Here is a 13,696-nt window from a genome sequence, read left to right as displayed (position 1 = left end):
TACACCCCTCCTCCTGTAAGCGACAAAGATCAAATGTGGGAGGGGGCTTGCCCCCGATGACGGTGGATCAGCGGCACCTGAGTGGCTGACACACCGCCATCGGGGGCAAGCCCCCTCCCACAGTAAATTGTCGGTGTGCTTATTGCTTTATCAGGGCCGAACAAGCCGCCTTGAAGGCTTCATGCTGGTACTACACCCCTTCTCCTGTAAGCGACAAAGATCAAATGTGGGAGGGGGCTTGCCCCCGATGACGGTGGATCAGCGGCACCTGAGTGGCTGACACACCGCCATCGGGGGCAAGCCCCCTCCCACAGTAAATTGTCGGTGTGCCTATTGCTTTATCAGGGCCGAACACGCTGCTTTGAAGGCTTCATGCTGGTACTTGTTCAGCGTCGCCGGCAGATCGAAATTGTGCTTCTTGTTCTGCGCATTGATGGTCTGCGGCGACAGCAGCGTCACTTCAACCCCCTCCAGCAGTTGAAACACCCCTTCAATCTTGAACGTGGTCGGGCCGCCGGCGAATTCGCCTTTTTTGCTGCGCTTCTTGATGGCGATGCGTTCGATGGCGTTGTCCCGCACGAACGCCTTCACCTGGGCGGCGAAGGCTTTGACGTTGGCCGCGTCATCGTCGTCTTCGAGGGCGATTTTCTTGGTGGCCAGGGCGACGTGGGTCAGCGTCTGATTGTTCAGGGAGGCAACGGCGATGATGGCTTCGCTGCCTTTGATTTCGATGCCGCAGAGAGTCATTGGGTCGCCTTGGGGCAAAAAAGAGAGGCCGCAATAGTATCAGGGTCGAGGGCTGAGACGGCCGCCGTCCACCCGTCGGGAACGTGCTCGACCTGTTATTTTTGACAGTAGACCGCCGCGTGCCCGGTCTCATAGATTCCCTGAAGGAGCCTGCCGAGGGTTCCGGCCTGTTCCATGGCTATTCCGACAAGGGAGTTATGCAATGAATATTCGCAAGGAAATTCGCGCACTGACCGCAACGGAACAACTGGAGTTTATCAACACGTTATTGGCGATGAAGCGTTCCGGTGTCTACGACAAGTATGTTCATTGGCATCACGCCGTCATGAAGGCCACGGTCTACCCGAACGAACCCCAAGATCCCAACTACCGTAACGGTGCTCACCGGGGGCCGGCATTTCTGCCGTGGCACCGTGAAATGTTGATGCAGTTCGAGGCGGATCTACAAGCGATCAACGTCGGCGTGACGCTGCCTTATTGGGACTGGACGCAGGATGCGGCCGCCCCTGAACAATCGCCGGTCTGGCGCCAGGGTTTCCTGGGAGGTGATGGCGACCCAGCCGATCAGTTTCGCGTGCAGGATGGGGTCTTTGCCCACAAATACGGGAACTGGCCCGTGCCGCCCTATGACGAGGAGGGCTTGCCCGGGCCAGGCCTCAAGCGCCAGTTCGGGCAAGTGATCAGCTCACTGCCAACCGAGGACGACCTGCGAGTGGCGATGAACGAAAGCCTGTATGACGAACCCAATTACAACTCGAGCCCTTTCATCCGCGGTTTCAGAAACCGCCTGGAAGGCTGGATCACCCAGCGCGGCGATCCTGCTGTCAAAACCTCCGGTTCGCAGCTGCATAACCGTGTGCATTTGTGGATTGGCGGCAATATGTTGCCCATGACCTCACCGGATGACCCGGTGTTCTTCCTGCATCACTGTTTCATCGACAAGATCTGGGCGGACTGGCAGGCGCAGAAGCGCCTGGATGAGCCGGACCTGGCCCCGCACTATTGCCCCATGCAGGACGGTCCGCCGGGCCACAACTATGATGATGTGATTAATCCCTGGACCCGCCGGATCAGTGAAGTGATGGATATCGCCGCGCTGGGCTACAGCTATGCGCCCAGCCGCCCATTGACGAAAAGCCCGTTCAAGTCGCCCTTCATGGCCTGACGCCTGTGAAGCGTTCCCGCGATCAATGCGCGGGAATGCTTCACTCCTGGCCGATCGACTCCAAAAACTCCGACCGCTCATCACTCATCCGCGCCAGGCAATCGTTCAGTTCGATCGCATAGGGCTTGGTGCCGGTCGCCGCCGGGAAGGTGTCCACCGCGCAATCGGCGTCACGTAATTTTTCCCACTTCTGCTGGGCATCCTTCAGACGAGCGGTAATGTCTGCCAGCTGTGACTTGTTGCTGCCATAGGTCGAACCCATGCGCTCCAGCAACCCTTGATAGTTATCCTTGAGCAATTGCTCGGCGGTGGTTTTGTTGTAGGTGGCGCATTCCAGGGTTTGCTTGTCGTTTTCGATGCCGTCGCACGGCGTGCTGTCGGTGTCTTCGGCCGCGTGGACGCCGGTTGCGATGAGTGCCAAAGCCAGGAAAATCGATTTCATTGCGCCGTCTCATATCGGTTGATGCGGGAATTCTGGCCCAAGCGTAAGACAAAGAACAGCCGCCAGACAGACCTGTCTTAGCGACCTTCGTCGCGGATTGACGCTTTCGGCAATTCCCCTGTCGTTTTTGCACCCGGTCCGCTCGGCCCCTCGGCATATGCTGGCCCCAAAGCGCCGGCAGACGATTCGGCGCACGAATCGCCAATAAGGGGACGCCTGATGAGCCCAGCGCAATTACACGCCGACAGCATCGTTATCGACGGGCTGATCATTGCCAAGTGGAACCGCGAGCTGTTCGAGGACATGCGCAAAGGTGGCCTGACCGCCGCCAACTGCACCGTGTCGGTGTGGGAAGGGTTCCAGGCGACGATCAATAACATCGTCGCCAGCCAGACCCTGATCCGCGAGAACAGCGACCTGGTGATCCCGGTGAAAACCACCGCCGACATCCGCAAGGCCAAGGAACAGGGCAAGACCGGCATCATCTTCGGCTTCCAGAACGCCCACGCGTTTGAAGACCAGCTCGGCTACGTCGAGATCTTCAAGCAGCTCGGCGTCGGTGTGGTGCAGATGTGCTACAACACCCAGAACCTGGTCGGCACCGGTTGCTACGAACGCGACGGCGGGCTGTCGGGCTTCGGTCGCGAGATCGTCGGCGAGATGAACCGCGTCGGCATCATGTGCGACCTGTCCCACGTCGGCTCCAAGACCAGCGAAGAAGTCATCCTCGAATCGAAAAAACCGGTGTGCTACTCCCACTGCCTGCCCTCCGGGCTCAAGGAACACCCGCGCAACAAGTCCGATGAAGAGCTGAAGTTCATCGCCGACCACGGCGGCTTTGTCGGCGTGACCATGTTCGCGCCGTTCCTGGCCAAGGGTATCGATTCGACCATCGACGACTACGCCGAAGCCATCGAGTACACCATGAACATCGTCGGCGAAGACGCCATCGGCATCGGCACCGACTTCACCCAGGGTCATGGCCAGGATTTCTTCGAAATGCTGACCCATGACAAGGGCTACGCCCGCCGTCTGACCAGCTTCGGCAAGATCATCAACCCGCTGGGCATCCGCACCGTGGGCGAGTTCCCCAACCTCACCGAGACCCTGCTCAAGCGCGGCCACAGCGAACGCGTGGTGCGCAAGATCATGGGCGAGAACTGGGTCAACGTCTTGAAGGACGTGTGGGGCGAATAAGCCAAACACCCACGGGCAACACCACTACGAATTTTCTGGAGTTAAGTTTCCATGGCCAAGATCGCCCCGCAATTGCCTATCGAAGTCGACAGCGAAACCGGTGTCTGGACCTCCGACGCCCTGCCGATGCTGTACGTACCGCGTCATTTCTTCGTCAACAACCACATGGGCATCGAAGAAGTGCTCGGCGCCGAGGCCTATGCTGAGATCCTCTACAAGGCCGGCTACAAATCCGCCTGGCACTGGTGTGAAAAAGAAGCCGAATGCCATGGCCTTGAAGGCGTGGCGGTGTTCGAGCACTACATGAAGCGCCTGTCGCAACGCGGCTGGGGCCTGTTCAAGATCCAGGACATCGACCTCGACAAAGGCACCGCCAGCGTCAAGCTCGAACACTCGGCGTTCGTCTACGTGTACGGCAAGGTCGGGCGCAAGGTCGACTACATGTTCACCGGCTGGTTTGCCGGGGCCATGGACCAGATCCTGCAAGCGCGCGGCAGCACTATTCGCACCGTGGCCGAACAAGTCTACGGCGGCTCCGAAGAGGGCCATGACGACGGCCTGTTCACCGTCAAGCCGTTGTAAGTCGAGGAACCCTGCCATGGCTTTCGAAGCAATGTTCGCGCCGATCCAGATCGGCAAACTGACCATCCGCAACCGCGTGCTCAGTACCGCCCACGCCGAGGTGTATGCCACCGACGGCGGCATGACCACCGACCGCTATGTGAAGTACTACGAAGAGAAAGCCAAGGGCGGGATCGGCCTGGCCATCTGCGGCGGGTCTTCCAGCGTGGCCATCGACAGCCCGCAAGGCTGGTGGAAATCGGTGAACCTGGCCGACGACCGGATCATCCCGCACTTCCAGAACCTGGCCGATGCCATGCACAAGCATGGCGCCAAGATCATGATCCAGATTACCCACATGGGCCGCCGCTCGCGCTGGGACGGCGAGCATTGGCCGACCCTGCTGTCGCCCTCGGGCATCCGCGAGCCGGTACACCGTGCGACCTGCAAGACCATCGAGCCGGAAGAGATCTGGCGCGTGATCGGCAACTACGCCAGCGCGGCAGCGCGGGCGAAAGCCGGTGGCCTGGACGGCGTGGAACTGTCGGCGGTGCATCAGCACATGATCGACCAGTTCTGGAGCCCGCGGGTCAACAAGCGCACCGACGAATGGGGCGGCAGCTTTGAAAACCGCATGCGTTTCGGCCTGGAAGTGCTCAAGGCGGTGCGGGCTGAAGTCGGCCCGGATTTCTGCGTCGGCATCCGCCTGTGCGGCGATGAGTTCCACCCGGACGGCTTGTCCCACGAGGACATGAAGCAGATCGCCAAGTACTACGACGACACCGGCATGCTCGATTTTATCGGTGTGGTCGGCTCGGGTTGCGATACCCACAACACCCTGGCCAACGTCATCCCGAACATGAGTTATCCACCGGAGCCGTTCCTGCATCTGGCGGCCGGGATCAAGGAAGTGGTCAAGGCCCCGGTGCTGCATGCGCAGAACATCAAGGACCCGAACCAGGCCACGCGCATCCTCGAAGGCGGCTATGTGGACATGGTTGGCATGACCCGCGCCCACATCGCCGACCCGCACCTGATCGCCAAGATCAAGATGGGCCAGATCGACCAGATCAAACAGTGCGTCGGCGCCAACTATTGCATCGACCGCCAGTACCAGGGCCTGGATGTGCTGTGCATCCAGAACGCCGCGACCTCCCGTGAATACATGGGCGTGCCGCACATCATCGAAAAATCCACCGGGCCCAAGCGCAAGGTGGTGGTGGTCGGCGCCGGGCCAGCGGGGATGGAGGCTGCGCGCGTCGCCGCCGAGCGTGGCCACGACGTGACCCTGTTCGAGAAAAAAGCCTTTATCGGCGGGCAAATCACTACCGCCTCCAAAGCCCCGCAGCGCGACCAGATCGCCGGGATCACCCGTTGGTTCCAGCTGGAACTGGCGCGGTTGAACGTCGACCTGCGCCTGGGCGTGGCGGCGGACGCGGCGGCCATCCTCGACCTGCGCCCGGATGTGGTGGTGCTGGCGGTGGGCGGGCATCCGTTCCTGGAGCAGAACGAACACTGGGGCGCGGCCGAAGGCCTGGTGGTCAGCAGTTGGGACGTGCTCGACGGCAAAGTCGCGCCGGGCAAGAACGTGCTGGTCTACGACACCATCTGCGAATTCACCGGCATGTCGGTGGCCGATTTTCTCGCGGACAAGGGCAGCCAGGTCGAGATCGTCACCGACGACATCAAGCCCGGCGTGGCCATCGGCGGTACGTCGTTCCCGACCTACTACCGCAGCATGTACCCCAAGGAAGTGATCATGACCGGCGACATGATGCTGGAAAAGGTCTACCGCGAAGGCGACAAGCTGGTGGCGGTGCTGGAGAACGAATACACCGGCGCCAAAGAGGAGCGGGTGGTCGATCAAGTGGTGGTGGAAAACGGCGTGCGTCCCGATGAGGAGATCTACTACGCCCTCAAGCCCGGCTCGCGCAACAAGGGGCAGATGGACATCGAAGCGCTGTTCGCGATCAAGCCGCAACCGTGCCTGAGCGAAGCGGGCGAGGGCTACTTGCTGTTCCGCATCGGTGACTGTGTGGCGCAGCGCAATACCCACGCCGCGATCTATGACGCCCTGCGCTTGTGCAAGGATTTCTGACCCGACACCGAACCAATGTGTACTCGGTCTGAAAATGTGGGAGGGGGGCTTGCCCCCGATGGCGGTGGGTCAGCTGCAGCTGTATCAACTGACAGTCCGCCATCGGGAGCAAGCTCCCTCCCACATTCAGACCCGGTTTCACAGTAGATCCGTGTGGTCTGTGGGAGCTTCACCATGTTGAATACTCTTCTTCCGATTCTGCTGTTCGCGGCGCTGGGCCTTGCTGTTCTGGGCGCACTGCGGTGGGCAGCCATGTGGCGCCGTGGGCGGGCGTCGAAGGTCGACCTGATCAAAGGCCTGCTGGCCATGCCCAAGCGCTACATGGTCGACCTGCACCACGTGGTCGCCCGCGACAAATACATCGCCAACACCCACGTCGCTACGGCGCTGGGTTTTGTGCTGTCGGCGCTGCTGGCGGTCCTGGTGCATGGTTTCGGCCTGCATAACCGCATCCTCGGCGTTGCCTTGCTGCTGGCGTCGGTACTGATGTTTGTCGGCGCCACGTTTGTCTATCTGCGCCGGCGCAATCCGCCGTCGCGCCTGTCGAAAGGCCCGTGGATGCGCCTGCCGAAAAGCCTGATGGCGTTTTCTGTGAGCTTCTTCCTGGTGACGCTGCCGGTGGCCGGGGTGCTGCCCGCTGACTTCGGCGGCTGGTTGCTGGCTGCGTTGTTGAGCGTGGGTGTGCTGTGGGGCGTGTCGGAAATGTTCTTCGGCATGACCTGGGGCGGGCCGATGAAGCACGCCTTCGCCGGTGCCTTGCACCTGGCCTGGCACCGCCGCGCCGAGCGCTTCGGCGGGGGCCGTTCCACCGGTTTGAAACCGTTGGACCTGAACGATAAAAGCGCGCCCCTGGGCGTGGAAAAACCCAAGGACTTCACCTGGAACCAACTGCTCGGCTTCGACGCCTGCGTGCAGTGCGGCAAGTGCGAAGCGGCGTGCCCGGCGTTCGCCGCCGGCCAGCCGCTGAACCCGAAAAAGCTGATTCAGGACATGGTGGTCGGCCTGGCCGGCGGCACCGATGCCAAGTTCGCCGGCAGCGCTTATCCTGGAAAACCGATCGGTGAACACCGCGGCAACCCGCACCAACCGATCGTCAACGGCCTGGTGGACGCCGACACGTTGTGGTCCTGCACCACCTGCCGCGCCTGTGTGGAAGAGTGCCCGATGATGATCGAGCACGTGGACGCCATCGTCGACATGCGCCGCCACCTCACCCTGGAAAAAGGCGCCACGCCGAACAAGGGCGCCGAAGTCCTCGAAAACCTGATCGCCACCGACAACCCCGGCGGCTTCGCACCGGGCGGCCGGCTGAACTGGGCGGCGGATCTGAACCTGCCGTTGCTCAGCGAAAAAGGTCGCTGCGAGGTGCTGTTCTGGGTCGGCGACGGTGCCTTCGACATGCGCAACCAGCGCACCCTGCGCGCCTTCGTCAAAGTGCTGAAAGCGGCCAAGGTCGACTTTGCCGTGCTCGGCCTGGAAGAGCGCGACAGCGGCGACGTCGCCCGCCGTTTGGGCGATGAAGCGACCTTCCAACTGCTGGCCACGCGCAATATCCAGACCTTGGCCAAGTACAACTTCACGCGCATCGTCACCTGCGACCCGCACAGTTTCCATGTGCTGAAAAACGAATACGGCGCCTTCAACGGTGACTATGTCGTACAGCACCACAGCACCTTCATGGCCGAGCTGATCGGCGACGGCGCGCTGAACCTGGGCCAGCACAAAGGCAGCAGCGTGACCTATCACGACCCGTGCTACCTGGGCCGCTACAACGGCGAATACGAGGCGCCGCGCCAGGTGCTGCGCGCGTTGGGGATCGAGGTCAAGGAGATGCAACGCTCGGGCTACCGTTCACGCTGCTGCGGTGGCGGTGGCGGCGCGCCGATCACCGACATTCCGGGCAAGCAACGCATCCCCGATATGCGGATGGACGACATCCGCACAACCGGCGCCGAGCTGGTGGCCGTGGGCTGCCCGCAATGCACCGCGATGCTCGAAGGCGTGGTCGAACCGCGCCCACTGATCAAGGACATCGCCGAGTTGGTGGCCGATGCCTTGCTCGACGAGCCGGCGCCGGCCAAAGCCCCGATCACGCGTGAACCCGCGGAGGTACACTGATGAGCGACATTATCCGCCGCGACCCACGCGCCGAATGGATCGCCCGTAACCGCCTGCACCCGCTGCATGCGGCGATGCAGCCGGTGCAACACAGTTGGATGGGGCCCAACGGCGTCATCCGCAAGAACGTCCATGGTGTCGGTTTTATCGGCCCCAACGGCATCAAGCGCATCGACCGCAGCGGTGCCCAGCAGGGCGGGGCGGCCAAGCGCACGGCGGCGGTGGAAGTGCAGTTGCCGCTGCATCAAGTGGCGGCGCCCGCGTTCTACATCAACGTGGTGCCGGACATGGTCGGCGGCCGCCTGAGCAGCCACGACCGTGACCTGCTCGGCCTGGCCCGGCAACTCGCCGGCAGCGACGGTGCGGTGCTGGCCGTGGTGTTTGGCGAACACAAGGAAAACGCATTTGCCACGGCCGGCGTCGACCGCTTGCTGGTGCTCGAAGGCCATGCCTTCGACGGTTATTCACCGGAGCAACGCGTGCAGGGCCTGCGGGCTGTGGATAACCAGTTCAACCCGCGCCATTGGTTGCTGCCGGACAGCCGCAGCGGTGGCGGCGAACTCGGTCGGCGTTTTGCCGCCAGCCTCAACGAGCGCCCGGCCACGCGGGTCTGGCAGATCCAGGGCGAGCAGTGCATCGGCCGTGCCGGTGCTGGTCAGCAAGACGTGGCCCGGCCGCTGCCGCGCCTGATCCTGGCCGCCGCCGAATGCGCCGATCCGGTCAGCGACACTCGGCATGAAGTGCTGCCCGTGGAGTTATCCACAGCCCTGGCGCGCAGCCTGCCGCGTATCGAAGACCTCGGCGCGGTGGCGGTGGACCCGGCGGCGATTCCGATGGCTGAAGCCGAGTTTATTTTCTCCGGCGGCAACGGCGTGAAGGACTGGGCGCTGTTCCACCAGACCGCCGCCGCCCTGGGCGCTACCGAAGGCGCCTCGCGCGTCGCGGTGGACGATGGCTTCATGGCCCGCGATCGCCAGGTCGGCGCCAGCGGCACCTGGGTTACGGCGCGGGTGTATGTGGCCGTCGGTATCTCCGGGGCGATCCAGCACCTGCAAGGCATCGGCGCCTGCGACAAGGTGGTGGCGATCAACCTCGACCCCGGCTGCGACATGATCAAGCGTGCCGACCTGTCGGTGATCGGCGACAGCGCCGCGATTCTGCAAGCCTTGATCGCCGCGGTCGAGGCCTACCGCCACGGCGCCAAGCGCGATGCGGCTTAAGCAAAGGATAAGGGCATGAACACGCAGGTAATCAGTCTGGTCTCCATCGGCGCCCACCCCACCTCCGGGCGCCCGCGCCGCGCCGAGCAGGATGCGCGCGCGGTCGAGTTGGGCCTGCAAATGGCTGGGGATAAGTTGCAGGTGCTGCATGCCGGCGACATCGCCGAACCCACGCTGCGCAGCTACCTGGGCATGGGGCTGGCGCAGTTGCATGTGCTCGAACAACCGCCTGGCGCCGATGCCTTGCCGGTGCTCAGTGAGTATCTGCGCGACGCCGGCGCCCAGGTGGTGCTCACCGGTAGCCAGGCCGAAACCGGCGAAGGTTCGGGGATGTTGCCGTTCCTGCTCGCCGAACACCTGGGCTGGCCGTTGATTGTCGGGCTGGCGCAGGTGGAGTCCATCGAGAGCGGCGTGGCCCACGTGCTGCAAGCCTTGCCCCGTGGGCAGCGGCGGCGCTTGAAGGTGCGCCTGCCGTTTCTGGCCACGGTGGATAACGCCGCACCCAAGCCTCGGCAGAGCGCCTATGGCCCGGCGCAACGCGGCGAACTGGCGGCCCACGAGGTCGAGGTTGAAGCGGACGAGTTATTCACAGGCGCCGTGCTGCAACCGGCTAAGCCACGACCCAAGCGGCTCAAGGTGATCAAGGCCAAGAGCGGTGCGGACCGGATGAAGGCGGCCACGGCCAAGGCCAGTGGCGGCGGCGGGCAGGTACTCAAGGGCCTCAGCCCTGAAGCGGGTGCTGAAGCGATTCTCAAGTTGTTGCTTGAGGAAGGCGTGGTTCGCTGAGCCGCAACGGGGAGAGTGGCTTACCCACAATCCCTGTTGACCCGTCTGTGGATAACCTGTTCGCGGTTGTCCACACCCCCTGTAAATCAAGCCCTGCAGCCCTCCGTACAAAAAACGACCAGGCTAACCCTCGGTTTTTCCTTGGGTTTCTGTGTGATTACAGCGATTACCCCGCGCAGAGTTTCCCCCAAAGTCTGTTGGCGCTTCTGTGGATAAGATGTTCGCTTACCGCTGCAGCCCTTATAAATAAAGGCTTACGCTAGGTTGATCGAAATTTGATCAATTGCGCGCATTTGCCCGCTGAAACGCGTGGATAGCCCGGTTTATGAAGGTTTGAAGGGGTTTTCCACAGCCGCGTCAAAGTTGCCCCCAAAGTCTGTTGGTGCTTCTGTGGATAAGGTGTTCGCGTACCGCTACAGGGCACGGTTCATATGGCTTACACGGAGTTGTTCAAAAATTGATCAGTGGCGCCTTAAAACGGCCAAGTCGAATAAGTCACGGATTTTCTTGATTTAATTTCGACGGGCAGGCGCACTTGCGCACAATTGCTGTGGGTGGCTCTGTGGATAAGTTGTTGGGCAAAGGCTGGAGGGCAGGCGGCGAGAGGGGTTCAGTGTGCTTGAACAAATTTTGATCAGTGCGCAACCCAATGTGGGAGCGAGCAAGCCCGCTCCCACAGGGATGGTTACTGGGCGGCCACGCCTTTGAGGTAGGGCGCCGGCGCCGCGCCGAGGTTGCTCAGCATGCGCTCGCTGTACCAGTCGATGAAGTTCACCACGCCGAACTCATAGGTCTTGGAGTAGGGGCCCGGCTGGTAGGCGGTGGAGTTGATCCCGCGCTGGTTTTCTTCGGCCAGGCGACGGTCCTGGTCGTTGGTGGCGTCCCATACCTGGCGCATGCGCTCCACGTCGTAGTCCACGCCTTCGACCGCGTCCTTGTGGACCAGCCACTTGGTGGTGACCATGGTTTCCTGGGCGCTGATCGGCCACACGGTGAACACGATCACGTGGTCGCCCATGCAGTGGTTCCACGAGTGCGGCAGGTGCAGGATACGCATCGAGCCCAGGTCCGGGTTCTTGATGCGGCCCATCAACTTCTTGCAGCCCTGTTTGCCGTCCAGGGTCATCGACACGGTGCCTTTGAGCAGCGGCATACGCACGATGCGGTTGCGCAGGCCGAAGCTGGCGTGGGCGTAAGGGATTTTTTCGGCTTCCCAGGCCGCGGCGCTGGCGGCCACGTGGTCCTTGAAGGCCTGGTCGGCGCGCGGGTCGGTGACGTCGTCCCACTCGAGCAGGGTTTTCAACAGCTCGGGGTGCGAGGCGTTGCAGTGGTAGCACTCGCGGTTGTTTTCCAGCACCAGTTTCCAGTTGGCCTTTTCCATCAAGGTGGTTTGCACCGCCACCTTGGTGTTCTCCATGTCGTAGGGTTCCATGTAGTGGTTCAGGGTCGACAGGAAGTCATCGATGGCCGGCGGGTTCTGCGCCAGGCTGATGAAGATGTAGCCGCCGGCGGTCTTCACGTTGATCGGCTTGAGGCCGTACTGCTTCATGTCGAAGTCGGCGCCCATCTCGGTGCCGGCGAACAGCAGGCGGCCGTCCAGTTCGTAGGTCCACTGGTGGTACGGGCAGACCAGCTTGGCGACCTTGCCTTTGTCGCTGGTACACAAGCGCGAACCGCGGTGGCGGCAGACGTTGTGGAACGCATGCACCACGCCATCGGCGCCACGGATCACGATGATCGGGTTCTTGCCCACTTGCAGGGTCAGGAAGTTGCCCTTGGTGGGGATCTCGCAGGTCATGCCGGCGATCAACCATTCCTTCTGGAAGATCTCCTGCATATCGATATCAAACAACCGCTCATCAGAGTAGAACGGCTGTGGCAGCGAGAACGTGCGTTCGCGCTCTTGCAGCATCTGCGCGGTGGCCTTGCGTGCGGGTTCCAGCGGATCGCCCAAGCTTAAGGTTGCGGTGACGTCCATCGTGTGTGTCCTCATGGCCATTCTGTGTGGCCGGCGAAAGTGGCTACGGTTAGTGCAGTGCAAGGCGTAAAGAAAGTGTCGTTGTTGGCAGCGAGTGTGCGGCCGCCGTTGCGGTGAACCTTATCCATGGGCGACATGGCCCAATCTGTTCCCGACGCGCAACCCCCTGTCGTTGGGGGCTGGTCGCGATAAGTATGTGAATGTCGCAGATAGGTAAATGGGTGGTTCTCGCGTTACGCAGAATCGCCACCATAAGGCCGAGCCTCGGCGGTGGAGAACAGCATGTCCAGCAACTTCCTGAATCCGGTAACCACCCAGACCTGGGCCAATGGTCGGCACATTGTCCGTTGCGTCAAAGTCATCCAGGAAACCTGGGACGTTCGCACCTTCTGCTTCATGGCCGACCAGCCGATCCTGTTCTTTTTCAAGCCGGGGCAGTTCGTCACCCTGGAGCTGGAAATCGACGGCCAGCCGATCATGCGTTCCTACACCATCTCCAGCTCGCCGTCGGTGCCTTACAGCTTCTCGGTGACGATCAAGCGCGTGCCGGGCGGCAAGGTCTCCAACTGGCTGCACGACACCCTGCACGAGGGCCAGGAGCTGGCGGTCCACGGGCCGGTCGGGCTGTTCAATGCCATCGACTTCCCAAGCCCGAAGGTGCTGTACCTCAGCGGCGGCGTCGGCATTACCCCGGTGATGTCCATGGCGCGCTGGTTCTACGACACCAACGCCAACGTCGACATGACGTTTATCCACAGCGCGCGCTCGCCCAAAGACATCATCTACCACCGCGAGCTGGAGCACATGGCCTCGCGGATCGACAACTTCAGCCTGCACCTGATCTGCGAGAAGCACGGCCTGGGCGAGCCCTGGGCCGGGTATCGCGGCTACCTGAACCACAAGATGCTCGAATTGATGGTGCCGGACTTCCTGGAGCGCGAAGTGTTCTGCTGCGGCCCCACGCCGTACATGACCGCAGTGAAGCGCCTGCTGGAAGCCGCCGGTTTCGACATGACGCGTTATCACGAAGAGTCCTTCGGCGCGACGCCAGCGGAAGCCCGCGCCGATGCGGTGGAACAGGCCGAACAAGCCGCCGATGCGCCGGAAATCGACCTGGCGGACCTGCATCAGGTCGAGTTCATCACCTCGGGCAAGAGCATCCGCGTGGCGCCGGGCGAAACCGTCCACGCCGCTGCGGCCAAGCTCGGCCTGCTGATTCCCAAGGCCTGCGGCATGGGGATTTGCGGCACATGCAAGGTGCTCAAGCTGGGCGGCGAGGTCGAGATGGACCACAACGGCGGGATTACCGAGGAAGACGAAGCCGAGGGCTACATCCTGTCGTGCTGCAGCGTGCCGAAGGGCGACGTGCGGATTGAGTTCTGAC

General features: G+C 62.2%; 11 protein-coding genes. 8 read left to right on the top strand and 3 right to left on the bottom strand.

Annotated features, from left to right (window positions below; genetic code table 11):
- Positions 1-330: 330 nt before the first annotated feature.
- Positions 331-747 (bottom strand): DUF3010 family protein, encoded by a 417-nt coding sequence (locus tag NR164_RS03775; RefSeq protein ID WP_177031776.1) that lies wholly within the window; start codon positions 745-747, stop codon positions 331-333.
- A 202-nt stretch (positions 748-949) separates the two neighbouring features.
- Here NR164_RS03775 and NR164_RS03770 point away from each other — a divergent pair, with 202 nt between their 5' ends.
- On the top strand, positions 950-1,912 hold the full coding sequence (locus NR164_RS03770; protein ID WP_057003925.1) for a tyrosinase family protein: 963 nt from the start codon (positions 950-952) through the stop codon (positions 1,910-1,912).
- 40 nt (positions 1,913-1,952) lie between these two features.
- Here NR164_RS03770 and NR164_RS03765 read toward each other — a convergent pair whose 3' ends face one another.
- Positions 1,953-2,354 (bottom strand): lysozyme inhibitor LprI family protein, encoded by a 402-nt coding sequence (locus NR164_RS03765; RefSeq protein WP_046381806.1) that lies wholly within the window; start codon positions 2,352-2,354, stop codon positions 1,953-1,955.
- A 219-nt stretch (positions 2,355-2,573) separates the two neighbouring features.
- Here NR164_RS03765 and NR164_RS03760 point away from each other — a divergent pair, with 219 nt between their 5' ends.
- The 6 genes from NR164_RS03760 (at position 2,574) to NR164_RS03735 (ending at position 10,334) form a co-directional block, all read left to right on the top strand.
- Positions 2,574-3,551, top strand: a complete 978-nt coding sequence (locus NR164_RS03760; protein ID WP_017849539.1) for a dipeptidase — start codon at positions 2,574-2,576, stop codon at positions 3,549-3,551.
- Between the two features lie 51 nt (positions 3,552-3,602).
- A complete protein-coding gene (locus tag NR164_RS03755) occupies positions 3,603-4,133 on the top strand; it encodes a DUF5943 domain-containing protein (RefSeq protein ID WP_046381807.1) in 531 nt (176 codons plus the stop codon).
- A 16-nt stretch (positions 4,134-4,149) separates the two neighbouring features.
- Entirely contained in the window at positions 4,150-6,210 is a 2,061-nt protein-coding gene (gene dgcA / locus NR164_RS03750; protein WP_017849541.1) for a dimethylglycine demethylation protein DgcA, read from the top strand.
- A 174-nt stretch (positions 6,211-6,384) separates the two neighbouring features.
- Positions 6,385-8,328: a dimethylglycine demethylation protein DgcB gene (gene dgcB, locus NR164_RS03745; RefSeq protein WP_256822317.1), complete on the top strand. Its 1,944-nt coding sequence runs from the start codon at positions 6,385-6,387 to the stop codon at positions 8,326-8,328.
- Positions 8,328-9,548, top strand: a complete 1,221-nt coding sequence (locus NR164_RS03740) for an electron transfer flavoprotein subunit alpha/FixB family protein (RefSeq protein ID WP_232590960.1) — start codon at positions 8,328-8,330, stop codon at positions 9,546-9,548. The genes dgcB and NR164_RS03740 overlap by 1 nt, the downstream gene beginning before the upstream one ends.
- A gap of 15 nt (positions 9,549-9,563) precedes the next feature.
- Positions 9,564-10,334, top strand: coding sequence for an electron transfer flavoprotein subunit beta (locus tag NR164_RS03735; RefSeq protein WP_256822316.1), 771 nt, complete (start codon positions 9,564-9,566; stop codon positions 10,332-10,334).
- Positions 10,335-11,019: 685 nt separating this feature from the next.
- Here NR164_RS03735 and gbcA read toward each other — a convergent pair.
- Entirely contained in the window at positions 11,020-12,312 is a 1,293-nt protein-coding gene (gene gbcA / locus NR164_RS03730) for a glycine-betaine demethylase subunit GbcA (protein ID WP_017847882.1), read from the bottom strand.
- A 282-nt stretch (positions 12,313-12,594) separates the two neighbouring features.
- Here gbcA and gbcB point away from each other — a divergent pair, with 282 nt between their 5' ends.
- Positions 12,595-13,695, top strand: a complete 1,101-nt coding sequence (gene gbcB / locus NR164_RS03725) for a glycine-betaine demethylase subunit GbcB (RefSeq protein WP_017847881.1) — start codon at positions 12,595-12,597, stop codon at positions 13,693-13,695.
- Position 13,696 lies beyond the last annotated feature (1 nt).

Source organism: Pseudomonas sp. Pse79, assembly GCF_024519615.1.
GTDB classification, from domain to species: Bacteria; Pseudomonadota; Gammaproteobacteria; order Pseudomonadales; family Pseudomonadaceae; genus Aquipseudomonas; species Aquipseudomonas veronii.
The sequence above is the reverse complement of the archived record's forward strand: the minus strand, read 5'-3'. Positions and strand labels throughout refer to the sequence as shown.